At 52.2% G+C, this 26574-nt stretch carries 23 protein-coding genes; 12 read left to right on the top strand and 11 right to left on the bottom strand.

The annotated features are described in order from the left end of the window. The first annotated feature begins 151 nt into the window (after positions 1 to 151). Positions 152 to 3706 carry a TonB-dependent receptor gene (locus tag IPG22_08960; protein MBK6588412.1) on the top strand — a complete coding sequence of 1185 codons (3555 nt, stop codon included), beginning with the start codon at positions 152 to 154 and terminating at the stop codon, positions 3704 to 3706. 385 nt (positions 3707 to 4091) lie between these two features. Here IPG22_08960 and IPG22_08955 read toward each other — a convergent pair whose 3' ends face one another. Beyond that, positions 4092 to 6188 carry a tetratricopeptide repeat protein gene (locus IPG22_08955; protein MBK6588411.1) on the bottom strand — a complete coding sequence of 699 codons (2097 nt, stop codon included), beginning with the start codon at positions 6186 to 6188 and terminating at the stop codon, positions 4092 to 4094. A gap of 98 nt (positions 6189 to 6286) precedes the next feature. After that, positions 6287 to 6583 (bottom strand): Dabb family protein, encoded by a 297-nt coding sequence (locus IPG22_08950; protein MBK6588410.1) that lies wholly within the window; start codon positions 6581 to 6583, stop codon positions 6287 to 6289. A 139-nt stretch (positions 6584 to 6722) separates the two neighbouring features. On the opposite strand from IPG22_08950, the gene IPG22_08945 reads away from it, so the two are divergent. Next, entirely contained in the window at positions 6723 to 7892 is a 1170-nt protein-coding gene (locus IPG22_08945) for a hypothetical protein (protein MBK6588409.1), read from the top strand. A gap of 77 nt (positions 7893 to 7969) precedes the next feature. Here the strand turns inward: IPG22_08945 and IPG22_08940 are convergent, their stop codons facing one another. After that, on the bottom strand, positions 7970 to 8434 hold the full coding sequence (locus IPG22_08940) for an SRPBCC family protein (protein ID MBK6588408.1): 465 nt from the start codon (positions 8432 to 8434) through the stop codon (positions 7970 to 7972). Positions 8435 to 8562: 128 nt separating this feature from the next. On the opposite strand from IPG22_08940, the gene IPG22_08935 reads away from it, so the two are divergent. Continuing rightward, entirely contained in the window at positions 8563 to 10074 is a 1512-nt protein-coding gene (locus tag IPG22_08935) for an MHS family MFS transporter (GenBank protein MBK6588407.1), read from the top strand. Between the two features lie 4 nt (positions 10075 to 10078). Here IPG22_08935 and IPG22_08930 read toward each other — a convergent pair whose 3' ends face one another. Together IPG22_08930 and IPG22_08925 are read right to left on the bottom strand one after the other, a co-directional pair. Next, positions 10079 to 10603 (bottom strand): thioredoxin family protein, encoded by a 525-nt coding sequence (locus tag IPG22_08930; protein MBK6588406.1) that lies wholly within the window; start codon positions 10601 to 10603, stop codon positions 10079 to 10081. Next, a complete protein-coding gene (locus IPG22_08925) occupies positions 10594 to 12048 on the bottom strand; it encodes an amino acid decarboxylase (protein ID MBK6588405.1) in 1455 nt (484 codons plus the stop codon). The genes IPG22_08930 and IPG22_08925 overlap by 10 nt, the downstream gene beginning before the upstream one ends. A 288-nt stretch (positions 12049 to 12336) precedes the next feature. Between IPG22_08925 and IPG22_08920 the strand changes: the two genes are divergently transcribed. Further along, positions 12337 to 13881, top strand: a complete 1545-nt coding sequence (locus tag IPG22_08920; GenBank protein MBK6588404.1) for an amino acid permease — start codon at positions 12337 to 12339, stop codon at positions 13879 to 13881. A gap of 73 nt (positions 13882 to 13954) precedes the next feature. After that, entirely contained in the window at positions 13955 to 15769 is a 1815-nt protein-coding gene (locus tag IPG22_08915) for an amino acid permease (protein MBK6588403.1), read from the top strand. 504 nt (positions 15770 to 16273) lie between these two features. Here the strand turns inward: IPG22_08915 and IPG22_08910 are convergent. Further along, positions 16274 to 18259 (bottom strand): peptidyl-prolyl cis-trans isomerase, encoded by a 1986-nt coding sequence (locus IPG22_08910; protein MBK6588402.1) that lies wholly within the window; start codon positions 18257 to 18259, stop codon positions 16274 to 16276. A gap of 209 nt (positions 18260 to 18468) precedes the next feature. On the opposite strand from IPG22_08910, the gene IPG22_08905 reads away from it, so the two are divergent. Then, positions 18469 to 19320, top strand: coding sequence for an NAD(+)/NADH kinase (locus IPG22_08905; GenBank protein ID MBK6588401.1), 852 nt, complete (start codon positions 18469 to 18471; stop codon positions 19318 to 19320). A 506-nt stretch (positions 19321 to 19826) separates the two neighbouring features. On the opposite strand, the gene IPG22_08900 is transcribed toward IPG22_08905, so the two are convergent. From IPG22_08900 to IPG22_08890, 3 genes are all read right to left on the bottom strand, one after another. Continuing rightward, complete coding sequence (locus tag IPG22_08900) at positions 19827 to 19970, bottom strand: hypothetical protein (protein ID MBK6588400.1); 144 nt, start codon at positions 19968 to 19970, stop codon at positions 19827 to 19829. Positions 19971 to 20083: 113 nt separating this feature from the next. After that, positions 20084 to 20719 carry a cyclase family protein gene (locus tag IPG22_08895; protein ID MBK6588399.1) on the bottom strand — a complete coding sequence of 212 codons (636 nt, stop codon included), beginning with the start codon at positions 20717 to 20719 and terminating at the stop codon, positions 20084 to 20086. Next, a complete protein-coding gene (locus IPG22_08890) occupies positions 20716 to 21423 on the bottom strand; it encodes a hypothetical protein (GenBank protein ID MBK6588398.1) in 708 nt (235 codons plus the stop codon). Before IPG22_08890 ends, IPG22_08895 begins: the two co-directional genes overlap by 4 nt. Before the next feature lie 79 nt (positions 21424 to 21502). Between IPG22_08890 and IPG22_08885 the strand changes: the two genes are divergently transcribed. Both IPG22_08885 and IPG22_08880 read left to right on the top strand, forming a co-directional pair. Then, a complete protein-coding gene (locus tag IPG22_08885) occupies positions 21503 to 21790 on the top strand; it encodes an N-acetyltransferase (protein MBK6588397.1) in 288 nt (95 codons plus the stop codon). Continuing rightward, positions 21791 to 22603, top strand: a complete 813-nt coding sequence (locus IPG22_08880; GenBank protein ID MBK6588396.1) for a menaquinone biosynthesis protein — start codon at positions 21791 to 21793, stop codon at positions 22601 to 22603. 39 nt (positions 22604 to 22642) lie between these two features. On the opposite strand, the gene IPG22_08875 is transcribed toward IPG22_08880, so the two are convergent. Beyond that, a complete protein-coding gene (locus IPG22_08875) occupies positions 22643 to 23176 on the bottom strand; it encodes a DUF1905 domain-containing protein (GenBank protein ID MBK6588395.1) in 534 nt (177 codons plus the stop codon). Between the two features lies 1 nt (position 23177). Next, positions 23178 to 23699 (bottom strand): DUF1905 domain-containing protein, encoded by a 522-nt coding sequence (locus IPG22_08870; protein ID MBK6588394.1) that lies wholly within the window; start codon positions 23697 to 23699, stop codon positions 23178 to 23180. Positions 23700 to 23744: 45 nt separating this feature from the next. Between IPG22_08870 and mqnC the strand changes: the two genes are divergently transcribed. The 4 genes from mqnC to IPG22_08850 are packed head-to-tail and all read left to right on the top strand — an operon-like array spanning position 23745 to position 26513. Further along, positions 23745 to 24920 carry a dehypoxanthine futalosine cyclase gene (mqnC, locus tag IPG22_08865; protein ID MBK6588393.1) on the top strand — a complete coding sequence of 392 codons (1176 nt, stop codon included), beginning with the start codon at positions 23745 to 23747 and terminating at the stop codon, positions 24918 to 24920. A gap of 20 nt (positions 24921 to 24940) precedes the next feature. Then, positions 24941 to 25831: a hypothetical protein gene (locus IPG22_08860; GenBank protein MBK6588392.1), complete on the top strand. Its 891-nt coding sequence runs from the start codon at positions 24941 to 24943 to the stop codon at positions 25829 to 25831. Between the two features lie 41 nt (positions 25832 to 25872). Then, positions 25873 to 26115 carry a prevent-host-death protein gene (locus IPG22_08855; protein MBK6588391.1) on the top strand — a complete coding sequence of 81 codons (243 nt, stop codon included), beginning with the start codon at positions 25873 to 25875 and terminating at the stop codon, positions 26113 to 26115. Beyond that, a complete protein-coding gene (locus tag IPG22_08850) occupies positions 26112 to 26513 on the top strand; it encodes a type II toxin-antitoxin system VapC family toxin (GenBank protein MBK6588390.1) in 402 nt (133 codons plus the stop codon). Before IPG22_08855 ends, IPG22_08850 begins: the two co-directional genes overlap by 4 nt. The last annotated feature ends 61 nt before the right edge of the window (positions 26514 to 26574 follow it).

The raw sequence follows: 26574 nt of genomic DNA, 5'->3' as shown, positions 1-26574 counted from the left end.
TCATTTAACCTGATTGTCACCCCCGCGTAACCTCTTTCGCCTACCCTTTCGATTGATAACCCGATTTCCAGGACTTTAAGCAAGGGGACGCCCGGCATCTGCCGGGCGCGTTTGCGTCGCAATTAAATTTAAACCTTTTCTAAGGAGTATTATGAGACTTAAAGATTTCTCTACCAGAATCTCTATTTTACTGATCGTAATGATCACTTTTGTGGTGGGCACTTTTGCCCAGGCCGACGGGCGCATTGCAGGTACGGTCACAGATGCCAACGGAGGCGTCATTCCAGGAGCGACCGTAACCGTTACCAATGAATTGACCGGCGAAACGCGGTCGGTTACAGCAGGCTCTGACGGCTCGTTCCTCGTCGTGGCTCTTAAGGCTACGAAGTACACCCTAACAGCCAGCGGGACGAACTTCGAAACGACGACGAAAAAGTCCGTGGATCTTCTTGTTGGTCAGCAATTGAACTTTGACCTGGTACTTCAGGCAAAAGGCGTTTCTGTGCAGGTTGATATCGTGTCTGGCGAGGATACGATCGCCAACACCTCGTCTGCCAGCATGAGTGCGAATGTTAACGCCCGCGAGGTCGAAGGACTTCCGGTCAACGGCCGTCAGCTTTCGCAGCTCTATCTGCAGGCTCCGGGCGGTGTCAACAGCGGAACCGGAACCTTCTCAGACATCCGCTTCTCGGGTCGTGCAAATAACCAGAACGTAATTCGGTACGACGGGGTAGAAGGAACTGCCATCATTGATGCCAGCCCGGGTAACTTGAACGGTGAGATACCGTCGCCTTTCCGTCTGCAGTCGAGCCTCGAGAATGTACAGGAATTTCGCGTAGATTCGAATAACTTTCCAGCCGAGTATGGAACCGGAACCGGCGGCCAGATCAGCGTGGTCACAAAATCAGGCGGCAACGAATTTCACGGCTCAGTGTTTGAGTATCTGCGCCGAGACAAGCTGGACGCACGCAACTTCTTTGAAAACTCATCGCCCGGGATCGATAAGAGCCCTCTCAAACTCGATCAGTTTGGCGGTTCGATCGGCGGCCCGATCATCAAGAACAAACTCTTCTTTTTCGGCAGCTACGAACAATACCGCGGGCGATTTGGCCTGAACTTTGTTGAGGCCGCTCCGGCCCTGTCGCTTGCAGCACCTGGAGCTTTGATCCCGGGAACATCTACTCCTGTAAATCCACTGATCCAGCCTTTTATCGCGGCATTCCGCTCATCGGCCGCGACGGTCGTTCCCGGCGGATCGGCAGTGTCTGGTTTTGAGATCCTGCAGCTTCAGGATCTTGAGAAGACGGACGAAAAAGCATTTGCGGCGCGTTTCGACTATCAGGTGAACCCGAATCACAAGGTTTACCTCCGCTACTTCCGCGACGAAGGAAAGGACATCTCGCCGGAGGGTGTTTCAGGCCGGGTCGTTTCGATCCAGGCAACACCCCAGAACGGCGTTGCCGGCCTGCAATCGCTCCTGAAGAACGACGGCACGCTCATCAATGAATTCAAGGTCGGTTTCAATGGTGCCCGAACCCGTGTGAACGGTCAGGCCCCAACGGTGAACGGACTCGATTTTTCGGCCATCACGTTGAATATTTCGGGCAGCGTGGCAAATACGGGAATTGCCGGACAGGGAACTTCTTCGGGTATCTCGATCCCCGGCGGTCTCGTTCGAGCCAACTCGGCGACTAACGGCCGCGGACAACCATATACACCGTATTCGCTCGGCTTTATCGACAGCCTGAGCTGGATCCGCGGCAATCACAACGTCAAATTTGGCGGTGAATATCGCATGATCCGAATGTACACGGACCGCCTCGGCGGGACGACCTACACATTTTCAAATCTGGCGAGTTTCCTCGCAAACACACCGACCTCGGTTCAATACCTCGGCGACGTAAGTGCGGCGAGCCCGTTCAATAACGGTGCAACCGGTCAGCGTTTGGCGAAGCAGGAATACTATATCGGCTATGGTCAAGACGAGTGGAAGATCAAACCGGGTCTAACACTCAGCTACGGCATGCGATACGAATATTACTCTCCGCTTCGCGAAGACCGCAACTTGCAGGTGCTTCTCGACATTACGACCGGAACTTTGAAACCGCCGACCGAAGCCGCTTTCCAATCTTCGAAATCGAATTTTGGCCCGCGTGTAGCATTGACCTGGTCGCCGGATCAGGATGGCACGGGCTTCTTCTCCGGCGGCAAGACCGTATTCCGCGGCGGCATCGGCCTCTATTATGGCCCGGGCCAGACGGAAGATCAGATCCAGCCGATCGAGAGCGACCGTATCAGCTCAACCATCACGAGCGGAACGCTGCTCGCATTCCCTGCAAACATTTCGGGAATCATCTCAAACTTTGCAAGTAACCCGACTAACCGCAGCTATCAGCCGCGTGCGTACTCGAACAACTACAAGATCCCCGAGCGGATCGTTCAGTACAGCTTCTCCTGGCAGCAGCAGTTGCCATACAACCTAACCTCGACGGTCGCCTACGTTGGCAGCCAGGGCCGCAACTTGTTTTTGAGAAGCGTCGCCAACCAGATCCTTCCTGGATCGACGACGATCCTCAACGGATCCAATATTCCGACCGGCGTCGGCGTGGTCAACCGCACCAACGCTACTGGACAGGTGATAGGTGTAAACACGATCCGCCAATTCAGCATCGTCAGCGGTACGACGGTTTCTAACCCATATGCAGAGGTCGACTACAAAACTTCGGGCGGTGACGACAGGTACAATGCTCTGCAGATGTCACTTCAGCGTAGCTTCCGTACTGGTTTGACAATGAACCTGCAGTACACCTTCGGCAAGAGCGAAGGCAACACGGCTGGTTCGAACGAGGCTCGTACGTCCGCTCAGCTCGATAATTTCGAGGCTGACCGCGGCCGTAACAACTTCGACGTACGCCACACGTTCAACCTGAGTGCACTCTACGAACTGCCGATCGGAAAGGGCAGAACCTACGATCTCGGCCGTGCTGGAAACGCACTGCTCGGCGGTTGGGAAGTCGGCGGCATCGTCAACGCCCGCAGCGGAGTGCCTGTTGAGGTCCTGGTGGTTCGTCCGGACGTGGTGGTTCAATGCACGCTTGCGGCCGGCTGTCCGAATGGATCCGGCGGTACATTTGCCAATGGTTTCGTTGCCAACCTTCCGACCTTCGGAACGAGCTTCCCGTCGCTGCCGACCGGCTTTGTCGCTGTCGTCAACACGCCCGGCGGCGGCAACTCGCGAAACATCCGTCGTCCTAATCTGGTCGCCGGAGTCGATCCGTATCTCAACAACGACCGTAACTTCATCAATCCGGCTGCGTTTGCAACACCAGCACCGGGCCAGTGGGGCGATTTCAAGAGAAATGAATTGTCAGGGCCGACATTCCGTCAGTTCGACATGATTCTCGCGAAACGGTTCAGATTTACGGAATCGGTGAACTTTGAGTTCAGAACGGAGTTCTTCAACATCTTTAACCAGACGAACTTTGCTAACCCGTCAACGACCCTTAGCAATGCTCTGCCGAATCTGGCATTCAACGCGACCACGAGTGTTTATTCGGCATCGACATCAAACGTCGTGCAGCCGGGCCAGGCATTCACGCAGGGTGCGGCCGGTGCGACATTCGGCCTGCTTCGTTCGACCGTTGGACGAACTGTTGGACTGGGCTCGAACAGACAGGTCCAGTTTGCTTTCAGGCTTAACTTCTAGCTGACGGCATTAACAAGGGGAACGAATTGAGGCTGCCGGAAAAGGCAGCCTCTTTTCAATTTTTTGGGGTGATAAAAATGTACATTTCGATGAGCCATTCAGATTCCCGCTATAAAAGTGTGAATCGATTCACACTTTAAAGAAAAACCCCTATTTAACCCATTTCCAAACGCGAAAAGGTACGATTGGTCGTAGGAAGCTGCCTGTCTGTCCTTCGAAAATGCTTTGATTGGTAGAGTTATTTGCCTGTTTGGTCAAAGGTATTTCGACGAAAACTACTCTACCATTCGTTTCCGTAGATCTTGGCGGCGCTTGCATGATGAAAAATCAGCGGGCTCTGCAGATCGCCGAGGCCGCTGACGTTTTTTGGTTTGAAAAGCGACAACTATTTCGCCGCCGTCGTCTGCTTTTCTTTCGGGTCGAAAGGATTGGCAAGATATTTCTTAACCGATTCCTGAGCATTGTCGTAGTTATCGCCGAGAGCCTCGGCGCGTTTGTAGGCAGCTACGGCTCGCGTGCGGTCGCCTTTGCCGTCGTAGGCGTTGCCCATTTTGATATTGGACCAGACCGATAGCCACGCCGGATTCAGGTTTCCGGCGAGAGCGGCTTTGAAATTATCGATCGCGAGGTCAAAGTTTCGCTGTTCGAGGAAAAGCAGGCCGAGGTGGTAATAGATCCAGGAATTTGAACGGTCGAGCTTTAACGCCGCTTCGAACTGTGCCTGAGCCTCAACGTAGTTACCTTCCTTGAACTGCTCGATGCCGCGGCGGGCAATAGATGAGACACGAAGGTCGGGCGAGATGCGCAGCAGTTTGTAGCCCGGGTCGATGACGACATTTATGGGCTTTCCGGTCGATTCGATATTAAAATCGGCGCTTGCCTCTTCCATATCGAGCTTGACGGTCGTGATACCCTGATCGCCTTCCGAACGGAGTTGAACCTCGACCGGCAGACGAAGGTTGTCGTAATTCTGCTTAACGGTGCCGCGCGTGACGAATTTACCACCCTTCGTCCTGATGATCAGATAATCGCTCGAAAATTCAGGCACGCCCGTTCCCTCGACCCAACGGGCAAAAAAGTAACGCATCGGCTGGCCAGCGACCTGCGTCGTCAGCTTTTCAAAATCGTCGATCGAGGCACTCTTGCCGCGATATTGCTGCAGATAGGTGCGAAGCAGCTGGTCAAATTTCTGGTCACCCAGCGTCTCGCGAAGAAGCTTGAAAACGAATGCCCCTTTCGCGTACATGATGTACTGATAAGCACTGCTCTGATCATCGAGATTTGCCGGGGCACGCAGTAGCGAAGCCGTCTGTTCGAACGTAAGTGATTTCTCAAGGAGTTCGCGGCGAAGCCCGTCGAGCTTTGCTCCGTCGGTCTCACTCTCGCGCAGGCTGAATGCACAATATTCGGCCAACCCCTGCGAAAGCCATGCTTCGTCAAAAGATTTCAATCCAACGGTCAAGCCCCACCATTGAAACGCCGCTTCGCGTTGAAGTCTCGAGTAGGTGATGTCGCGAGCTTCTTCAAATGGACGAGAGGCGATAAAGAGCATGCCCTTCGACGAGTAAAAATCGAGGCTTTCGTCATCGATCTGAACGACGATCAGCTTTTTGCCGTAATCTGCCGGGCCAAAGCGTTTGGTGTAATCAACCAAAGCTTTACCGAGCGTTTCACCGTACGCCGCAACCTGAGCCTCGCTGCCGGGCCGGGTATTGAACTGTAGTTCCTGATCGCTGATCCGAAGAGTTTTCTGCGCGTATTTTCCGTAAGCAAAATTACCGATCAGAGCCGGCGTTGACTGCACAAAACGGCTCTTGCCGCCAACATTCGTCACCGGAGCATCGCTGTAACCGACGAGCTGAAATCCGGCGGGAAGTGAGATACTTATGTCCGCCATTGACGGATCGGCCGCATAATCGTGAAAAGGGAACCAGCGAGCCGCATACATCAGATAGCCGCTAGTGTCACCAACCGAAGCAAGACGTTTTGACAGCAGTGGGCCGCCGGCCGGAGTGTCGAGAACGCCGCTGTATTTGAAACGAAGCGTGACCGATGTGCCTTTTGTCACATTGTCGCCCAGATCGATACGAACGTGCGGGCCGAGATCACTGCTATTTGACTGGTCCTGAACAAATGTAACTGGGTTCACGGCCGGCTGAACGGCCGGTTTCGGCGTCGCTTTTGGAGCGGTGGGCGAGACCGGAGCGGCGGGTGTCATCACAAGCACTTTGTCCTGTCGCGTGATCGTGTCGACCTTGAGCGAACCATTAAGCTCGAATGAAACCGTCCGCGTGTCTTCGAGCGGTGTGAAGGTGACGTCAACCGTCGCGTTCAGCTTCCGCTCAGTCGGTATGAGGGCAACGTCCATTACATAATTCGTAACGTCAAAAGGAGTTCGCTTAACCTGCTGTGCAAGGATCGGCAGCGAGAGCAGCGTTGAAAAAAGGGCGATCTTAAATCCGCTTGTAATAAACTTAGTCATCATTCAGTAACCCGCAAAAATCCGTCTAAATATAGCTTCCTTATGATGTTCGTAGTAACGAAATCGTTTGCTTTTCGTGAATAAGTACAAGGCAGCGGCTAGAACGGCCGCATGAAATCGACAGACACGACCTTTTCTGCGATCGCCCGCCCGATAGCCACAACCGCCTGATGCTCGGGATGATCGGTGTAATGGTCAAGCGCCTCACGGTCGGGAAAATGCGCTACGAGGCCTGTATCGAACGAACGGTCGAGATGCAAAATGTCACTGCCTACATCGAGGCTGTTGATATTTGGTATAAGTGAGGCAAGGGCCGCGAGACGTTCGCGATGCTCGATCCGAGCACTCTCGTCAACATCCGGCCTGTATTTCCAGCAAACAATATGGATCAGCATGAGAACATTTTCGCACGGATCGGCTGATTTCTCATGCGAAGAATGCGAAACCGTATACTCTTGCGTTATTGAAATATTTTTTGAGATTTTCGCCGTAGATTTGGATCCGATCTATAATTTTCAGCGAAACGTAAGGTGTATGAACAAAAGCTTTTTTGAACCCCTTGAGTATTATGCTTCGACAGCGATGGACGGGATCGCTGACCTGCTCGGAAATAGCGGCGGGAAGCTTCGCGATGCTCCTTCCGACGGAACGGTGACGCTGCCGCAGGCTCTGTACGCGCAAGCTGACGTGCAGACCGAATGGTGGTACTACACCGGTCACTGCAAGACCGAGACGGGCCGCGAATTCGGCTTCGAGCTCGTATTCTTCAAACGCCGCACTGACCTCGACAAGATCGGCGTCTTCCCGATGTCCGCCCTCGCGAATCCAATGTATTTCGCCCATTTTGCGATCTCTGACGTCACAGCCGGCATTTTCCGATACGACCACGTTCGCAGTTTCAATAAGCCGCTAGATACGCCCGTCTCGATGAGCGAAACAGCCTGCGACGTGCGGTTGGGAGATTGGTCTTTGCGTGAGGTGGCGGGCAAACACATCCTCCACGCTACGCTCAGTGACGGAACTGTTTTTGATGCCGTCCTCGAATCTGACAAACCGATCGTTCTCAATGGCGAAAATGGGAGCGGCATCACGCTTAAAAAATCTGGAGCATCGAACCATTTTTCTTACACCCGAATGAAGGTCGACGGCCAGATGACGAGAGACGGCGAACTAGACCGCTTCACCGGCAACGCCTGGATGGACCGCGAATACGGTATCTGGGAACAGGGCGAATGGGATTGGTTCAGCATCCAGTTCGACGACGATACTGAGCTGATGATCTATCAGTTTGACGATGCAGAAGGCCACGTGAAGAGCGATTCTACCGGGACTTTTGTTAATGCAGACGGTACCTGCAAATATCTCACGCGTTCCGATTTCGTTATCGAGGCGACCGACACTTGGACCAGCCCCAAAACCGGAGCCGAATACCCGAGCAGCTGGCGGGTTCGGGTCGCCGCCTTAGATATCGACATCAATATCCGTCCGCTCATCAAGGATCAGGAACTCGACACTCGCGGTTCGACGATGATCGTTTACTGGGAAGGAGCGTGTGAGGTTTCAGGTACTAAAGGTCAGCAAAACGTCGGCGGACGGGCCTATGTCGAACTCGTCGGATATGACCGCTCGCACGAAAAGATCGGAATTACTGATTTTCTTTTCGGCAAAGTGTTCGATCAGGTGAAAGGTAGTCTGCCGTTTTAGAATGCGAAAATCCGCGCGGTGCACAAGCCGGCGCGTAAGCAAGGGCGTATCACTCAAGTTGGATGTTTCGCCCTTGCTTACGCGCGGGCTTTTGCATCTTCCTCGCACCATTTTTTGGTTACTTCATGCCGGTATTCAAACATCTTTTCCAGCTTTGGCACCACCGCGAACGGCGCCGCTATTGCTCCAAAGATCGAAAATGGCGGCTCGTATTCTATCTCGTCTCTAAGGATCGCTCCTTCGGCATGCGGTTTTATGATGTGCCGGTGACGCCAGCTTTTAAATGGCCCTGAGATCTGGATATCCTCAAATAAATGGGGCGGATCGTACGCTGTGTGCTCGGCCACCCATCGGACAGTAAACAATCCAAATAGTTTGTTATCGATGATCGCCCGAGACCCGATGACCGAGATATCGGCCATCTGGATCACGGTCGCATCTTCCCACGGCGGTACGAGTCTCGCGAATGCGTCGGGTAATTGGTGAAATGCAAAAACCCGCTCCGGCGAGGCTTTGATAACGCTTTCCTTGATAAATTCCATATCTGTTGATCCGATTCGAAGCTAACACATTGGTCTGACCTTTGAAACTAGGCTCGAGAACTGCTTTAATACCTCAAACCAATTAAATTAGGATTCGCACAAACAAGGTAAACGGAGTCAAAAGATAAATGGCGGAAAACGCACAGGATCTGGGAGCGGTATATAACGATCAGGTTTCGAAATCGAAGATCTGGCAGGTGATCGGCGCATCGGCGGTCGGTACGATGATCGAGTGGTACGATTTCTACATCTTCGGCAGCCTCGCCGGTATCATCGCACCGCTTTTTTATCCGCCGGGCAATGATACGTTTGCGTATATCGCGTACCTTGCGACCTTTGCGGTTGGATTTATCGTACGGCCGTTCGGAGCCCTGTTTTTTGGCAGGATCGGCGATGTTGTCGGCCGGAAATATGCTTTTCTGGTCACACTGCTGATAATGGGCGGAGCAACCGCCGTCATTGGTTTTCTGCCTACCTACGCGCAGATCGGCATTGCAGCGCCGATAATCCTGCTGCTCATCCGCGTTCTGCAGGGGCTCGCACTTGGCGGTGAATATGGCGGGGCTGCAGTCTATGTCGCCGAACACGTGCCTGATAATCGGCGCGGTTTTTACACCTCATTCATACAGATCACCGCTACTTTGGGGCTGTTTCTATCGCTCGCCGTTATTCTCACAGTTCAAAATCTGATGAGCCCGGATCAGTTTGCCGGAAAGGCGGGAACGATCAGCGGTTGGCGTATTCCGTTTTTGATCTCTATCTTGCTGGTTGGTGTTTCTCTCTACATTCGACTGCGGATGAAGGAATCGCCGATCTTTGAACAGGTAAAAAGCTCCGGCATGACCTCGGCAAATCCGTTGATCGAAGCTTTTACCAAGTGGAAAAACCTTAAGATCGTCTTGATCTCACTGCTCGGCGCGACGGCCGGTCAAGGCGTTGTTTGGTATACGGGACAGTTCTATGCACTCTTTTATCTGCAAAAGATCCTCAACGTCGATGTGACCTCCGCAAACTATATCATCGCCGTCGCTCTGCTGATGGGAATGCCGTTGTTCGTTGTATTTGGAGCTCTAAGCGACCGGGTGGGCCGCAAGTGGATCATCATGGCCGGCTGCCTTTTGGCATTGATGACATATCTGCCGATCTATCACGGAATGCAGGCGGCATCGGGCTCAAACGTCGAAACAGCCAGTTCGCAAAAGAATCCCGCCACCGGAGAAACTACATTGACGCCGATGGCCCGCAATGCCGAGGGCGTCTTAGCTCCCGCCCCAAAGGTGCTCGTCTATTCGTCTTTCGGTAATTTCATTTCAAATTCGACCGCGTGGAAGTTAATTCTCCTCGTCTTTTTACAAGTTATTTGGGTAACGATGGTCTATGGCCCGATCGCCGCTTATCTGGTCGAGGCGTTCCCCGCAAAAATACGATATACAGCTCTCTCTTTGCCGTATCACATCGGGAACGGGGTTTTTGGCGGGTTGCTGCCGCTGATCGGCGTGACCGTTATCGCTCAAACCGGAAATATTTATGCGGGCCTCTATTATCCGATGACGATCGCGGCGATCACCGTGATCATCGGCACGATATTTCTAAAGGAAACCCATGGGCACAAGATCTGGGCGGAGGTTGGGAGTAAATAGAGATTTATTTCAATGTTTTCTCGCCCTTGGGAGCCCATTTTTTCAAGAAAGCTGTGAATTTCGGCAGGTCATAGCCATTACCCTTTTCCAGTACTGATGTGTCCTGAGAATGAAGCAGCTTGCCCGTTTCGTCCAAGACGAAGAGGTGCGGATAGCCTTGTATTTCGGGATAGGACGCCAAAAAGGCTTCATTTTCGTTCTCTTCGCTCATATTTATCTTTACCCAGATAAAATTAGTGTCGCGGAGCTTCCTGAGCGAGCTAGTCTGATACAGGTACTTGTCCAACAAAACACACCAGCCGCACCATTCGCCTCCGACATCGAGGATTATTCGCTTTCCATTCTTCGAAGCTGACTCGACCGCAGATGCGAGATCAGCATTCGGATCACGCTTCGGATCAAATTTTTCGCGCGGAATGACCGCGACAGCCTTTTTTGCGGGCTTTTTTGGGCCTGGATCTTGACTCAAGGCAGATACCGAAAACAGAAGAACTGCGATCAGGGAAAGTGAGAGAGTTTTCATAAGGATTCGGCGGCCAATCTTCGATTTAGGATCTTCCAGACCTTTGTTAGATGCCGCTCCTCGACCCGAACACTGCCTACCGACAACCGCAGCGTAAAATTTCCGTTGAGTTTTGTATGCGATAGATACGCTTCGCCCGAGGCATTGATGTCGTTCATGATACGCTCATTAAGATCGTTGAGTTTGTCGGAAGCAATGCCTTTCGGATGCAGGCGAAAGCAAACGAGCGCGAACGGAACCGGGGCCATCATTTCAAAATCTGGCGATTCCTCGACCCAAGAGGCAAATAACCGGGCAAGACGGCAGTGTTCGCGGAGGCGTGCGATCAAACCTTCACGGCCGAAGTAGCGGATGACGAACCAGAATTTGAGAGAACGAAATCGGCGACCAAGCTGCACGCCGTAATCCATTCCGTTCTTGACGGTTTGCTCGTCGCTGGTCTTCAGATATTCCGCCACGAGCGAAAACGCGTCTTTTAGTACGCTCAGATCTTTGCAATACAAGACAGACAGATCGAACGGAGTGAACAGCCATTTATGCGGATTCACAACGATCGAATCCGCGCGTTCCCAGCCCTTAAAATGCTCGCGAAACTCCGGCACGATGGCCGTCGAGCCCGCATAAGCCGTGTCGACGTGCAGCCAAATGCCGTATTTCTCGCAAATATCCGCGATCTGATCGACGGGATCGACGCTTGAGGTCGATGTCGTACCGATCGTAGGGATCACACAGATAGGTTTGTAACCGGCGGCGATGTCTTGCTCGATAGCTTCAGCCAGCTTCTCGGGGATCATCTCGAACCGCTCATTGCATTCGATCTTTCGCAGGGACTTAAGTCCCAAACCGAGTGTGATCACTCCCTTGTCGATCGAAGAATGAACATGTTCTGAGCAGTAAACCCTCAGCAGCGGCACGTCATCACGCCCGCTCATTCCGGCTTCGCGAATGCTCAAACCTGCCTTTTCGCGAGCTGCCGCGATCGCGTGCATTGTCGAGACCGAGGCCGTGTCGTAAATGATCCCTTCGAATTGGTCGGGGAGATCCATCATCTGCCGCAGCCAGTCGAGCACGACATCTTCGAGCTCGGTCGAGGCGGGAGCAGTTCGCCATAGCATCGCCTTCATGTCAAAAGCCGCCGTGAACATCTCGCCAAAGACGCCGACTGACGACGTCGATGTCGAGAAGAGGCCGTGGAAATTCGGGTGATTCCAATGCGTGACCGCCGGCAGGATCAGCTTATCCATATCCGCCAGAACATCCCCAAAATCCCCACCTTTCTCCGGAGCGGACTTCGGCAGGCTGTTTTTCAGCCAATCAGGCTCGACCTGCGAAAGGACCGGCATATTCTCCATCTCGTCGAAGTAGTTTGCCAGCCAATCAACGACCTGATAGCCGTACTTTCGAAATTCATCCGTCGGCATATCGCCGGTTTCACTTGCTTTATTGTTCATGTGTTGTCGATATCATATCGCATCCGGCCGTATGCTATAAAATTCCCACAGGCTCCACACATGGTGCAAGTTATTGATTCTCCAGCGGCGAATTCATAAAAAACCACAAAAATTCACTCGACACTTTTGGTAATACACGTATAATATCCCTACGAAACTCTCCAACTGAGTGATACAGTCGCTACGCCCGTTTCAGATCGGACGCGACATAGATACGCAAGACCTCAAAAACAAGATTGGAACGTGTGGCCTCTGGCGGCGTTTCGTTTGCGATGACTCGGAATGAATATGGCATCAGATCCGGAAGCTGAAAAGGAAACACGCGAAGGTTTTATACGCGGTCTCGGCCTGCTCGATTCAACAATGATCGTCGCCGGGTCGATGATCGGTTCGGGCATTTTTATCGTCTCGGCAGATATCGCCCGCCAGGTCGGCTCTCCCGGATGGCTGCTTGTTGTGTGGCTGGTAACAGGATTTCTGACGGTCGGCGCGGCTCTTTCCTATGGCGAACTCGCCGCGATGATGCCGCGTGCCGGCGGAATGTACGTCTATTTAAAGGAAGCCTTCTCTCCGCTGTGGGGCTTTTTGTACGGCTGGACGCATTTTCTTGTCATTGGAACGGCGACGATAGCGGCGGTTTCGGTCGCGTTTAGCCGGTTTACAGGCATTCTTTTTCCGAAAATATCCGAAAGCAATTATCTTATCGAACCTATTCGCATCGGTTCGTCCAGCTACGCTCTTTCGTTGTCTACCGCCCAGCTGCTAGGGATCGTCATGATCGTGGCGCTAACGTTTATGAATACGCGCGGGCTAAAGCTCGGTAAGCTTGTTCAGAATACCTTTACTTTCGCCAAGACCGGCTCGCTCATCGCACTTATAATTCTGGGGATAATTGTAGGGCTCGTCTGGTATCCCGAGATCGCGGCTGCCAATTTCGGCGATCTTTGGACAGTGCGCGGCAGTGTGCAAAACGTCGGTGCGACTCCGGCAAACGACTCGGCCGCGACTTTGACCTCGCTGTTGACTGCGTTGGGGATGCTGATCGCGATCTGCGTCGCTCAAACAAACTCGCTCTTTTCCGCAGACGCCTGGCACAACGTGACGTTCACGGCGGGCGAGGTCGTAAATCCGAAACGCAATCTGCCGCTCTCGCTCCTGCTTGGAACGGGTGGAGTGATCGCTCTTTATTTGCTCGCCAATATAGCCTATTTGGTTACGCTTCGGTTTGAGGACATGCAGAAGATACCGAGTGATCGAGTCGGTTCGGCAACTGCCGATGTCATCTTCCCTGGAGCAGGGGCCGTGATAATGGCGATCGCGATCATGATCTCGACCTTTGGCTGCAATAACGGCCTTATCATCTCTGGAGCCCGCGCCTATTACGCAATGGCAAAGGATGGACTCTTCTTCAAAGCGGCCGGTGAACTAAATAAATTTCACGTGCCGGCCTGGGCGATCGTTATCCAGGGCATTTTGTCGGTACTATACGTTCTGCCGCGCACGGTAAATCAGGCTGCGGACGGCAAAGTCACTTACGGCAATCTATACGGCGATCTACTCACCTACGTGATCTCAGCCGCCTTGATCTTTTACATTCTGGCGATCGCGGCAGTTTTTGTGCTCAGAGTGAAACAACCTGACGCCGAACGCCCGTATAAAGCATTTGGATATCCGATAATCCCGGCCCTGTATATAATCGGAGCCTCGATCATCCTGGTCGTTCTGTTCGTCTATCAGACAACAGCGACCTGGCCTGGACTTGTTATCGTTCTTACCGGCGTTCCGGTTTACTTCATTTGGAAGGCAATGGCCGCTAATACTGCTCGCCAATAACAGGCCTAGTAGGAGCAGACGGATTCGGCCATCACAAAAAAGATTATCGTTAAATCAACCTTAGGAGGTTTTCATGTCACTTTTCGCGACTAAACCAATTTCCCGGATCATCGCCGAATCTCAGGAGACCGGCGAACACACTCTAAAGAAAACGTTGAGCGCCCTTGATCTGACAATGCTCGGCGTAGGTGCGATCATTGGAACGGGCATTTTTGTTCTGACAGGCCAAGCTGCCGGTAAACACGCGGGGCCCGCCGTTATCATCTCAATGATAATTGCCGGTATCGTGAGCGCTTTCGCAGCGCTCTGTTATTCCGAGTTTGCAGCCAGCGTACCGATCTCCGGTTCGGCTTACGCTTACGGCTACGGAACACTTGGCGAATTTATCGCCTGGATCATCGGCTGGGATCTTATTCTCGAATATGCTTTCGGCGCCGCGACAGTTGCGGTCGGATGGTCGGGATATGTGGTCAGTCTCTTCCGCGATACGCTTGGGATCAACTTCCCGTTAGCTCTCAGCGCTCCACCCGGAACCGAACTGAAAGACGCTGCCGGTGCGGTGATCGGACACGGAATTTTTAACCTGCCCGCGGCGCTGATCGCTGTTGCCGTCACGCTGCTTCTTATCCGCGGTATCAAAGAGTCTGCAAGCTTTAACTCGGTCATCGTGTTGGTCAAGGTCCTCGTGGTGGTTCTCTTTATCATCGCGGGCATCGGCTACGTCAATACGAACAATATCGGCATCGGTTGTACCGTTGGGGCTCCGGGCTGTGCGCAGTTTATGCCTTATGGCTTTAGCGGCGTTGTTACCGGTGCGGCCGTGATCTTCTTCGCATACATCGGTTTTGACGCTGTTTCTACAGCTGCACAAGAAGCGAAGAACCCGCAACGCGATATGCCGATCGGTATCATGGGATCGCTGGCGATCTGTACTGTTCTCTATATCCTGGTCGCAGGCATTATGGTCGGCTTGGTCGATTACAAGCTCCTTACCAATGCCGCCGCCCCGATCGCGGTTGCTATTGATGCCGCTTTGCAAAAGGCTCAGGGCACGACCATGGGAACCATTCTCTACGCTTTCCCAACGATCATTAAGGTCGGTGCCGTGCTCGGCCTGAGCTCGACAATGGTCGTTATGACGATGGGCCAGCCACGCGTCTTCTATTCGATGTCGAAGGATGGCCTGCTTCCCGCATGGGCAGCGAAGATCCACCCGAAATTCCAGACACCACATATTACGACGGCTATAACAGGCGTTATCGTAGCGATCCTCGCCGGTTTTGTGCCGATCAGTCTTTTGGGTGAACTGGTCAGTATCGGAACGCTGTTCGCATTTGTGATCGTTGGTGTAGGCATCATCATTCTGAGGTCATCAAATCCGGCATTGAATCGGCCGTTCAAGGTGCCTCTCTCGCCTTTCATTCCGATCGCAACGGTTTTGTCCGCTGCTTATTTGATGAACAGTCTGCCGCTTGACACATGGATCCGTCTGATCGTGTGGATGTCGATCGGACTGGTTATCTATTTCGCATACAGCTATACGCACAGCAAGATCGGCCTCGATCCTAGTCGCGAGGGCGATGAGGTCGAATCGAACTATAAGCCGCCGATAGCTGCGGCGATCGCGATCGTTCTGGCAATGGCCTTGACGGTTTGGCAGGTGTCGCATCTAGTGTGGATCGAAATGGCTGTTCGCTTATTCGCCTGGGGCGTGACCGGAGTGCTTGTCATAGTGCTGATGTACGGAAAGGGCGATCGCAGCAGTACGAAGTGCTCAAACCAGAAACATTGGCCTGGCTGCAACCGGACTCAATCTGGCAATATGGCTTGGCATTACCTACTGGTTCTTCATTCATTACGCCGAGCTTCACACCGGCAAGTAAACTAAACCCGCAAGGGTATGCCCGCCGCAGAGATCACTGCTTTTAAGTGATCTCTGCGGCGGTTTTAATTTGCGCATGGGCATTACTTAATACCTTGTTGACTCGGCATTCAGCTTTTCACCGCAGTCATTCCGCCGCCTGAGGGCATAACAAGCGAAGCGGACCCGCCTTAGTTAATGTTTGCCACCAATTATCGCGGCCATACTCGGTCTAACGTTCAGTCGTTAAGCTGCGGATTCATTCTGGAAATTGTTCTCTCCAGCTTTATTGATCGTGATCTAAACGTGCAATGTAACGCGTTAAAGCCCTGCTCCCCGCAGATCGATATCAGGCTTGGCTATGCTTCAAAAAGGTAGTTATCGCGCGTTAGATCGGATCGCATTGTTACGGAAAGTAGTCCTCTGGACATCTGCTGGCATTGGCTGGCAAGAGCTGCTTGGAGCCGGCTTAGGGACAAAAAAACGGCTGCCTTTTCAGACAGCCGTAAGAAACATCGCAAATTAGGAATATTAGTTCGCGTCAGTGGGTGTCAAGCCAGCTGTCGGAGCGTCGATCTTATCAAGTGCGTCCTTGTAGACCTTGATGTAACCGCCAGTCTCCATTTTTTGCTTGGCCGCTGCGAGATAATCGGAAAAAACCGCTGATCTCTTTTTCGAGAGCATGGTTTCGATCAGGCCGCTTCGCTGTTTGGCAAAATCGGCGGTATTAGCATCCTCACGCTTGTTTACGCCAACGACGTACCAGTTATCTCCAACCTTGATCGGCGTCTTGGTCACATCGCCCACTTTCATCGCAAAAAGGGCGTCTTCCAGAGCTTCGCTAGTTCCGGCGGTCGGGCCTTCGCCAAGCGGGGAACCGAGAATGAGGTTCTTCTGATCTTTGGCAGTCATGCCTTTTGCAGTTGCCGAGGCACCGAGAGCACTTGCGGATGCTGCACCTGAAGCGATCTGCTTCGCGATCTCTTCGACTTGCGAGCGAGCTTTCTCGAGCTTCACGACGTCAACGATCTGAGCCTTGACCTCGTCAAATTCAGCGTCACGCGGCTCTTTCTTATCAGCCAGCATCGGGATCGCGAAACCATTCTGGATCGGGGTCTTTTCGCCGACATCGCCGACATTGGCGAGCGGGCCGATGCCTTCTTCGAACTGCGGCGAGATACCAATGTTAGGCACGTCATCACCCGGCTTAACGAACGCAGTTTCCTTGACCATATCGGCAGCCGACATATTCGCTTCTGCCGCGAATGCCTGAGCTGTTTTAACCGGATCTTTGGTTTCTTTAAGCGACGTAACGATCTTCTGTGCGAGTTCCGCAGCGACCGCGTAGGCCTTGCGATTTCGCAAACTGACCTCGATCTCTTTCTTGGCCTGGTCGTAGGATTTAGGCACGTCTTCCCCGCGGCGGAGAATGAAGTAGCGGCCTTGATAGCTGATCGGCTCGGTGACATCGCCTGGCTTCATTTTGAGCAGACGTTGATATGGATCGTCAGCTTTGTTGGGGTTCTCGCGAACCGGTCCCGAGAGTTTACCGCCGTTCTGGGCAGTTCCCGGATTTTCTGAATGGCCTTTAGCCAAAATGGCAAATGCTTCTTCCGTAACACTCGGCCCATCTTTTTTAGCCTGCTGAACGAGTTCGGCGGCCTTGGCAGCGACCTGGCCATCGAGTTCTGGTTTGGGAACGCGAAGAACGATCTCCTGGCCGTTCACACCGGCGAGCTTTTTGTCAGCCGGCAGAGCATCATATTCGGTCTTAAGGTCGGCATCAGAGATCTGCAGCTTTTCGCCAAGCTTTGCGGTGTTAACAAAAACGTACTTGATCTTCTTCTGCGGAACGCTGATGTAGTAGCTCGTCTTGTTCTTTTCAAAATAATCTCTTAGTTCGGCGTCGGTCGGCACGATGGTCTTGGCAAGTTCCGTGCTGTTCACCGCAACGTAGTTGACGTCGAATTTAGTGTTCTTACGCTGAAAGTCATTAAGGACTTCTTCCTCGGAGACAGTGACGCCCGATGTGAGAAAAGCGTTGAGTTTCTGAGCACTGAGATCATCACGAACGCTCTGTTCGTAGGTCGCGATGCTGCCAAACTGCTCCTTTACATTCTGCTCATATTGGGCCTGATCAAACGGTTTTCCGTCCGTCGGCTTGTTCTGCTCTCTTAGTTTAGCGGCTACCTCAGCATCGCTCGCCGTAAGGCCGAGGCGTTCTGCCTCAACGCGCGTGATGCGGCTGCTGATCAGGCCGTCAAGCATCATTCTCGTTGGGAATGATTGGCCGCGGCTGAACTGGGCGTAATTTTCTTTCTGCCTGACTAGCTCGCCGATCGAGATCTTCTGTCCCGAAACCGAGGCAACCGTCTCATCGCTTTGAGCAAGGTTCGCGGAGACCGCGTTGTTACGAGCCGGCGTGTAGAAAAATACAAGGCTGCCCACCATCAAAATGGCGAACAAAAACAGAACGAAATTTCGCGTCTTCTCAAGACGGGTAAAGAACTTTAACATCGAGATACACCTACACCTTTGAAATACTGACTTTTAGTCAAAAAGAGACAATCCGCAATTCTAACAAAAACACCGCTGAAAGCCAATTAAACAAGGCTCGCGCGCCGAATAGCGGGCGATTATATGCCCAGCACTCCTACTTCCTCAATTTATTTCTCCTTGCGGTTTAGTATCATTTCACTGATTATTAGAGAGTTAGGCGGCCGTTTATGATTAGCAAGAAGATCAATTCTGTCGGCATCGTCGTAAAGCCGGGCCATGAAGAGGCAAAGGCGACGGCGGCAGAGCTTTCAGTGTGGCTCAGAAAACACCGCTTAGGCGAATCATGCGAAATGGTTTCCGCCGGTGATATTTCGGGCGGCCGGACGCCGAGGATGAAGGCCGATCTGATCGTTGTTCTTGGCGGCGACGGCACAATGATCTCGGCTGCACGTCTCGTCAAAGACCCAGAGACACTAGTTCTCGGCATCAACTACGGAAGTCTCGGTTATCTTACGGATTTTCGTATCGAAGAGATGTTTCCCGCGGTCGAGGCGATAATCGCGGGGAATTACGAGATAGACCGCCGCGTAATGCTCGAAGCAGAACATTGGCGTGGTGAAGAGAGACTCGCGACCGGACGGATCCTCAACGACGTCGTCGTCAACAAAGCAGCCCTCGCGCGGATAATCGAGATCGACGTCAAGCTAAACGATCTTTTCGTTAATACATTTCGCGCCGACGGTCTGATAGTTTCGACGCCTACGGGCTCGACCGCATACAACCTCTCAGCCGGCGGCCCGATCGTTTACCCGTCAATGAACGCCGTCGTGCTGACGCCGATATGCCCATTCACGCTAACAAATCGCCCGATCGTCGTCCCTGACAGCGCCGCCATCGAACTAACTCTCCACCACGAAAACGAAGGGGTCGTCCTCAGCCTCGACGGCCAAACCGGCTACCCAATGCGCGCCAAAGACCGCATCATCATCCGCAAGAGCGAAACCACATTCAACCTGGTGCAGCCCGCCAATCGAAACTATTTTGATGTTTTGAGGGATAAACTGAAGTGGGGAAGGTAGTGAGATATTAAAACATAAAACACAAGTCTCGAAGCTGTGGTTCAAAGTCGTATTGATCAAATCAACTGATCTGGTCGTTACCCTTCGGAAACCCTCTGAAACCACTGAAACTTGCCAGACTCTTTCCAGCCGTCTTAAATGCAACGCCTTCGCGAGGAGTTCCTGCTGGAGATTCATCGGGATTGAGGCGCCGGTCGAGCATTTGCCTTGGAATTGATGACCCCTCCCCGGGAACTCTTCGTCAGCACCCCCCCCAAAAGACTGATCTGATCGTCATCCTCATTCCCGGAAACCCTCCGGAAAACCATAAACTTTCCCAGATCGCATTTTCCAGCTTTTGGCGTTTAACTTTCAACCCGGTCACCTTCCGAGCATGTTTCTTCGCCGGTCGCGATCCTGCTGGGCCAGATTCTTGGGGCTCCTTTCCCCAGGGGGTCCGCAGGGATGACTATCTTATCGTGAAAGCAGGGCCGGTTGAGCATTTACCGTGATACGCCGAACTTCGATCACCAGGCTGCGATCATCGGGCCTTTAAGGCCTTCGTCCGCCGCAAGTTCTCGCGGAGTTCGTAGCCGACGGTTGTTCGACGCCGTGTGATCCTTTGGCTTTGACTCCTTGGACGAGTTTTGCGAGGTGGCCGTGGCCTTCATTTCAGCATTTGCCGCCTTGACCTGGAGAAAGTTCGGCGGAGTGATAGGCGTAAACGGCTCATGCTTCTGAGCGGTAAAGTAGGATCGTTGACGATGTTAAAATAATAAGATTTCTACTCACGCAAAAACGTTCTCGCGGGCGAGCCATCTCCGGTAGCTCCGTCATATTTTAAGGGCGAGCAGATCAGTTCGTAATCGCCCGCCGGAACCGAGCGAAGGTCGACGCCTTCCAAAATAACAACCTCTTTCTCAAGCAAAGTGATATGCACCGGATGCCCGGGCGAGCCGCTTTTTTCGATCGAGAGATAGTCGATACCGACGAGAACGATGCCGCTGTCGACGAGCAATTTTGCAGTTGCCGGTGTCAGATAAGAAAAATCCGTTCTAAATCCAAGCTCCGGCGTCGCCCAGAATGATGAATTCTGCGTTTTGAAAAGCACGCGGCTGACTCCGGCGAGATCGCCGACGTGCTCAGGCTCGATCGCGACGACATCGGTTGGAACCTCAATGACGCGGCACGGGCCGACGAGCTTGTTTGGGTCGAGTTCGTGAACGCGTTTTGCACCGTCGATAAAATGGTTCGGTGCATCGACGTGCGTTGCCGTGTGAACGCCGAGTGATATCTGTGAAACGTTGGCCGACGACCCTTTTGCGATCGCCTTGAACGAATTGATCTCGACGCCCGGATCGCCCTTATAGATTGGAGTTTCGGCGCTAATGGCAACCGTTATGTCGTGTATTTTCTTCATTTTACCGCCGTGAATTTTCCGTTGACCTTGGTGAGTTTCGTGACCGCGTTTGCACCGACCTTGCGATATTTGCTGTTCTCGCCTGAGAAGTATTTTTGTTTGTAGAACACGGGAACCGCGCCGGGCTTCGCGGTAAGTTTCCACGCGGCAACTGCTTCTGTGTCGGCAAATTCTTCCGCTTTATACCAGCCGATACCTTTTGGAATCCCGCCGGCAAATTCCATCAGATCAACGCCAACGCCGCCCTGCCCCTGATGCATTCCGCCTGAATAGGCGAGCGCAAATTCATCGAGCCCATTTTGGTTAATGTCGGGAACCGCGTTAACCCCAACGGTCCAACCTGCCTCCGAGATGTAATTCCCCACGACATTGCCGCCTTCGATCAAAACGAGCCCGACCCATCCAAAGCCATTTCCGGTCTGGCAATACTGGTAGAAAATAAGCCGCTGTTTCGCCCCTGCTTTAGAAAACGCTCCATCCGCAAAGCCCGCAACTTCGATCGAATCGGCATTGCAGGTCTCGGACGAGATCGATCTTTTTACCGCCGGCAGAGCCGAATCAAAAAGAGCCTGATCAGCAGCAGATAATTTCACCTCCACAGCTTCTTTTGTCGGGTCGTGAACGACGACCGTGCCCTGAGAAAATACGGATAATGTACAACCCGCCAACACCGCAAAAGCGAACGCCAACACTCTCGTTTTCATAATGTTTAGAGCATAGTTCAAATGCCGTACGGCGCACAAGATTTGCTTTCTGCAGGGCATTGAACTTACGCTTGTTTCTATGGATATCGAACACATTGAAAAAGGCGGCCGCGGAGCCTTTATCGTTCGCGGAGACGGCAAGCGACTCGCGGAGATGGCATACAAAACCGAAGGCGACACGGCGTTCACTATCGATCACACCGAGATAGACGAGAGCCTCCGCGGTCAAAAGGTCGGTGACAAGTTGCTCGCTGCTGCCGTGGAACATGCTCGCAAGAAAAATTTGAAGATCCACGCGACGTGTTCGTTCGCGCTGAAAAAGCTGCATGGAAATGCAGAGTACGCAGACGTTTTTGAGGAGCAGTAGATGCATCAGCCGCGTATTTCAGCCTCGAGCTATTCAAATACCGCACCGCTCGTCTGGTCGTTCCTCTACGGCAAAAACCACGGCAAGGCCGAGTTGATCATGGACACAGCTCCCGCGCGTTCGGCGGAACTGCTCATGCAGGATCGCGTGGATGCGGCCCTTGTCCCTGTGATCGCCTACCAAATGATCGAGGGAGTCCGGCTTGTTCCTGATGTGTGTGTGGGTGCGCGAGAACGTGTCCGCAGCGTCTGTCTCGTCACTAAGGGCTCTGATTTAGCAGATGTCCGCAGCGTGTCTCTCGACACTTCGTCGCGGACCTCGGTCGCTCTTACAAAAATCATCTTTCGTGAATTCCTAGGCTTTGAGCCTGTCTGGAAGGTAGCACGCCCCGATATCGAAGAAATGCTCGCCGATTCTGACGCGGCTCTGTTGATCGGCGATCCAGCCCTACGACTTTCCGCCGACTCCAGACTCCAGACTCCGAACTCCGGACTCAAATATTACGATCTCGCCGAACTCTGGAAGCATCACACCGGCTTCGGATTCGTCTTCGCGATGTGGATGACCCGCCGCGACAGCGTCGAGATCGATTTTGCCTCGGCGCGAAACGAAGGCATCGCCCACATCGACGAGATCATCGCCAACTACGAAACCGACATCCATCTCGGCCGCGACGAGATGCGGAAGTATTTGTCGGAGAACATTTCGTATTCAATAGACGATCCGATGAGAAGCGGGATGGAGCTTTATTTCAAACTCGCTGAAAAACACGGATTGATCTCCAAAGCAAATGGCCTGCAGTTCGTTAAGTAGTTGCTTGTTTGCAAGGGATCTGCACGCTGCGACTTACGGTCAGAATTCAATTATCGGTCGTTTTAGCTCGTTATAGAGCACTTTGTCTATGATCTTGCCGTCGTTTTCCTTCAGATGTTCGACGACAATGAGCGCGTGGTGAATACGGGTGTCGATATCCTTCGACCTTGAGAGCAAATATAGGAGCGAACGCTGTTTTCCCTTGCCGAGAGCGTGGAAAAGCCGGTCGCCTTCCGGGTCCTGATTTAAAACTTCTTCAAATTCCTCGGGCATCGGCAGGCCGTATTTGCTTTCGTCTTTGACGAGCACCACATCAACCATGTCGCCCGCAACGATGCCGACCTCGTCACGTTTTTTCTTATTGACAATGATGTAGAACACCTCGCCCCACGGCAGCAGAGCACACTGAAATGGTTCGCCGCCGTTAATCGAGCAAACGACACGCTTGAATTTGTCTTCGAACGCGAAATTCGCGACGATCTCCTTCTCAACGATCAAAAAATGCCAGCCCGAACCTGTTGACGAGATAGTCAGCTCGGTTTTGAATTTTACATCCTTTACCTCTTTTGCCATTTTATATCGCCGATCGCATCGCCAGATGCTGTTCGCTGTAAACAAATTTCCCGTCAGACCGTTTCAGAAGCTCGATCCCAGCCAGGCTGCGGGCGATGCGGCGGTCGGGATCTTTTACAAAGACCACGAGCTTGAGCATCAACCGCTGATCGCCTGGTGAAAGGGCGTTGAACAGCCTTTCGCCCTCCGCATCCTGCCGCAGAACCTCGGCAAATTCCTCCGGCATCGGCATCCCGTATTTGCTCGTGTCCTTGCTTAGTTCGACCGTTACCGTGTCGCCAATATCGACTCCAAGAGTTTTTCTAAGCTGCTTGCTGAGCGTTAAAAAATAGTCGCCTTTACTCGGAAAAAGCGAGCAGTTAAATGGCTCGCCGCCATTCAGCGAACACATCACACGCCGCAGATTTCCATTGAACCCAAAATCGGCGACCAAAGCCTTCTCTACCCGCAAGATATGCCATGGCGGATCGCTGTCGGTGATCTCGACGTGCGATTCGAATTTTGCGTGCGGCACTGTATCCATTGCGTGTCTTACAGTTTAGTTTTGTATTTTGTTAAAATAAAGGCAATGAAAAGCGATATTCAGCCTATTTTGGATAAGGCCTTGGGCGGCGAACGCCTAACGACCGACGATTGTACTACTCTTCTCGAATCGAACGATTTTGTCCGCATCGGCCTCGCGGCTGACGAGATCCGGCAACGTAAAAATCCCGGCGATGTCGTTACTTATATCATCGACCGCAACATCAACTACACCAACGTTTGCAACGTCGTCTGCACGTTCTGCGCGTTCTATCGGCGTCCGGGAAAGCCCGACACGTACGTACATTCGATCGAGGAAATTTGCAGCCGTATCGACGAAACCATCGCCCTCGGCGGCACCGGCGTATTGATGCAGGGCGGCCTGCATCCTGATTTTAATATCGAGTGGTATGAGGATCTGCTCTCGACGCTCCACGCAAAATACCCAAAATTCCAGCTCCACTGCTTCTCACCGCCCGAGATACACAACATCTCGCTGATCTCAAAACTAGATTACGAGACGATCCTGCGTCGTCTGAAAGCCGCAGGCCTCAATTCAATGCCCGGCGGCGGTGGAGAGATACTCGATGACGAGGTTCGTGCGAGAGTGTCAACCAAATGCAACACCCAGCAATGGCTCGACGTGATGCGTGCCGTTCACAAGGTCGGCCTGATCTCGACGGGCACGATGATGTTCGGCATAGGTGACAAGATCGAACATCGTGTGCGGCATCTTGACCGCATCCGCGAGGTTCAGGATGAAGCTCTCGCGGCGAGAGCCGTCGATCCAAACTACGGCGAATTCACCGCCTTCATCCCCTGGACATTCCAACGCGAAAATACCGCTCTCGGCCGCAAGATCACCGAAGAACCGACCGGCATCGATTACCTAAAAATGCTTGCCGTCTCGCGCCTCTTCCTCGACAATATCCAACACATCCAGGCCTCATGGCTAACTCAAGGCATAAAACTAGGTCAAACGAGTCTGCGTTTTGGCGCCGACGATATGGGCTCCATCATGATCGAAGAAAACGTAGTCTCCGCCGCAGGTGCCCATAACGAAGCCAACGAGAGAGATCTGAGATACCAGATCCGGGAGGCTGGCTTCGTTCCACAGCAGCGAGATATTCTCTACAAGTATATAGATCGTGAAAACGTCGATTCACTAGATAGAAGCGACTCGATGAAGTTGAAGCAATTGAGCGTCGCGTTTGCGGATTAATCGGTTATTCAACTGAATTGATGAAGAATTCGATACCATCTCCCTGGCTTGGTCCGACTCGCGGATATCTATTCGACTGGATAACTCAGAAGTGGGTTCAAATGACGGGGCTGACTGTTGATCTAGATTCGCACAGATGGCTTGATGGTCCCATAGGCGAACCCTCAGGAATCGGGGGAGATTATTTCAACCGCCTATCGGAGAAGGATGGCCTCGAACTGCGGCGGAATGTGCCAGAAGTTGTCCTCATTCAGGAACTTACGACACTTGAAAGCGACAGTTTTGATCTGAATCAACTCGATCCACAAGTACGAAACTTCTACGAGCATACGTCAAATTATGATCTGGACGTTTGGGCTGAATGGTCGAGTGTTTTCAGGCCATTTGGCAGATTACTCGCTTTTTTCTTCAGTCGCCGTCTTCAGCAGCTAAACGTACCTTTGTCTTCGCTCGAAACCAGTCATGGCATGACCAGTGAGGTTATTCAGTTAGCTGAACCCGATTCAGGAGCCATCAAATACGTCGCCTGGCTTAGACATCTAGTTGGAACAGGACACGTCCTTTATGCTGGCTGTTACTCTGCCTGTAAGGTACCTGGATTTGACGGAGTTTGCGTAAAGGTTGTCTTTCCGCTGCCGAATGGAAATGCGATCGTATTAATGAAACCCTCAATTGGCAATGATGGATCCTTGACTGTCACTTCTTCGGGAAACAAGTTTGGCGATCCCGGCTTCTATTTTGTTGTGCACAAGAGTGATGGAGACGTTACTGCGAGATATGTAAGAACAATGCGAGAAAGCATTCATGTATACCCCGATGCGAACTCGGTTGTGCGGGCCAACCACATTTTGAAGATTTTTGGGTTTACTTTTTTACGCCTACACTATCGGATGGTGCCAAAGATGAGCTAATTTTTCTTGTCAACTTGTCAAGAAAATCCTAGAATCAAATTATGAAAAGCCTAAACGTCGGAGAATTTAAAGCTCAGCTTTCGGACGTACTTGAAAAGGTTCAGCAAGGTGAGAGTTTTGGCATTTTGTTTGGTAAAAACAAAACTCTTATCGCAGAAATCAATCCACCACGAAAGCAGAAGAAAAAAGGTAAACGAAAACTGGGCATTCTTGAGGGAAAAGCAAGAGTGGTGTTTGCTGACGATTTTAAGATGACTGAAGAAGAGTTCATTAATCTTAGATGAGGCTTCTGCTAGACACACATGTCTTCCTATGGACGATACTTGAGCTGAAACGTCTACCGAACTCAGTGATCAAGGCGATTCAAGATCCTGGAAACGAGGTTTTCGTAAGCGCCGTTAGTTTTTGGGAGATATCGATAAAATCAAGGCTAGGTAAGATCGATCTGATCGACCTTACTACCTCAGATCTGATCCCTTCCGCAACGGCGATGGGCTTCTTGACGATCGGCCTTGCCTCCGATGAAGCAGTTTCTCAGGATAAGCTTAAAGAAAATACCCATTTCGACCCCTTCGACCGCATGCTGATCTGGCAAGCCATTCAGCGGGACTTGGTTCTAGTCAGCAGCGATCCCGAATTTAAGAAATTTAAGACGGATGGCCTGAAATTGCTGTGGAAATAGTCCTTGGCTGAAATGTTTCCCAAAAAACCCGCACCATCAGTGCTATTCTTTTGTTCGAATA

The sequence above is a fragment of the Acidobacteriota bacterium genome, from assembly GCA_016703965.1.
Lineage (GTDB): Bacteria > Acidobacteriota > Blastocatellia > Pyrinomonadales > Pyrinomonadaceae > OLB17.
Note: the sequence above shows the minus strand (reverse complement) of the source record. Positions and strands in the feature narration are given on the sequence as shown.

Excerpts from the sequence above, each read along its gene's own strand:
- IPG22_08955 (MBK6588411.1), bottom strand. The coding sequence starts at position 6,188 with ATGACTAAGTTTATTACAAGCGGATTTAAGATCGCCCTTTTTTCAACG.
- IPG22_08900 (MBK6588400.1), bottom strand. The coding sequence starts at position 19,970 with ATGAAGGCCACGGCCACCTCGCAAAACTCGTCCAAGGAGTCAAAGCCA.
- IPG22_08885 (MBK6588397.1), top strand. The coding sequence starts at position 21,503 with ATGGATATCGAACACATTGAAAAAGGCGGCCGCGGAGCCTTTATCGTT.
- IPG22_08950 (MBK6588410.1), bottom strand. The coding sequence starts at position 6,583 with ATGCTGATCCATATTGTTTGCTGGAAATACAGGCCGGATGTTGACGAG.
- IPG22_08935 (MBK6588407.1), top strand. The coding sequence starts at position 8,563 with ATGGCGGAAAACGCACAGGATCTGGGAGCGGTATATAACGATCAGGTT.
- IPG22_08880 (MBK6588396.1), top strand. The coding sequence starts at position 21,791 with ATGCATCAGCCGCGTATTTCAGCCTCGAGCTATTCAAATACCGCACCG.
- IPG22_08920 (MBK6588404.1), top strand. The coding sequence starts at position 12,337 with ATGGCATCAGATCCGGAAGCTGAAAAGGAAACACGCGAAGGTTTTATA.
- IPG22_08850 (MBK6588390.1), top strand. The coding sequence starts at position 26,112 with ATGAGGCTTCTGCTAGACACACATGTCTTCCTATGGACGATACTTGAG.
- IPG22_08905 (MBK6588401.1), top strand. The coding sequence starts at position 18,469 with ATGATTAGCAAGAAGATCAATTCTGTCGGCATCGTCGTAAAGCCGGGC.
- mqnC (MBK6588393.1), top strand. The coding sequence starts at position 23,745 with ATGAAAAGCGATATTCAGCCTATTTTGGATAAGGCCTTGGGCGGCGAA.
- IPG22_08925 (MBK6588405.1), bottom strand. The coding sequence starts at position 12,048 with ATGAACAATAAAGCAAGTGAAACCGGCGATATGCCGACGGATGAATTT.
- IPG22_08875 (MBK6588395.1), bottom strand. The coding sequence starts at position 23,176 with ATGGCAAAAGAGGTAAAGGATGTAAAATTCAAAACCGAGCTGACTATC.
- IPG22_08940 (MBK6588408.1), bottom strand. The coding sequence starts at position 8,434 with ATGGAATTTATCAAGGAAAGCGTTATCAAAGCCTCGCCGGAGCGGGTT.
- IPG22_08895 (MBK6588399.1), bottom strand. The coding sequence starts at position 20,719 with ATGAAGAAAATACACGACATAACGGTTGCCATTAGCGCCGAAACTCCA.
- IPG22_08910 (MBK6588402.1), bottom strand. The coding sequence starts at position 18,259 with ATGTTAAAGTTCTTTACCCGTCTTGAGAAGACGCGAAATTTCGTTCTG.
- IPG22_08890 (MBK6588398.1), bottom strand. The coding sequence starts at position 21,423 with ATGAAAACGAGAGTGTTGGCGTTCGCTTTTGCGGTGTTGGCGGGTTGT.
- IPG22_08855 (MBK6588391.1), top strand. The coding sequence starts at position 25,873 with ATGAAAAGCCTAAACGTCGGAGAATTTAAAGCTCAGCTTTCGGACGTA.
- IPG22_08945 (MBK6588409.1), top strand. The coding sequence starts at position 6,723 with ATGAACAAAAGCTTTTTTGAACCCCTTGAGTATTATGCTTCGACAGCG.
- IPG22_08870 (MBK6588394.1), bottom strand. The coding sequence starts at position 23,699 with ATGGATACAGTGCCGCACGCAAAATTCGAATCGCACGTCGAGATCACC.
- IPG22_08915 (MBK6588403.1), top strand. The coding sequence starts at position 13,955 with ATGTCACTTTTCGCGACTAAACCAATTTCCCGGATCATCGCCGAATCT.
- IPG22_08860 (MBK6588392.1), top strand. The coding sequence starts at position 24,941 with ATGAAGAATTCGATACCATCTCCCTGGCTTGGTCCGACTCGCGGATAT.
- IPG22_08960 (MBK6588412.1), top strand. The coding sequence starts at position 152 with ATGAGACTTAAAGATTTCTCTACCAGAATCTCTATTTTACTGATCGTA.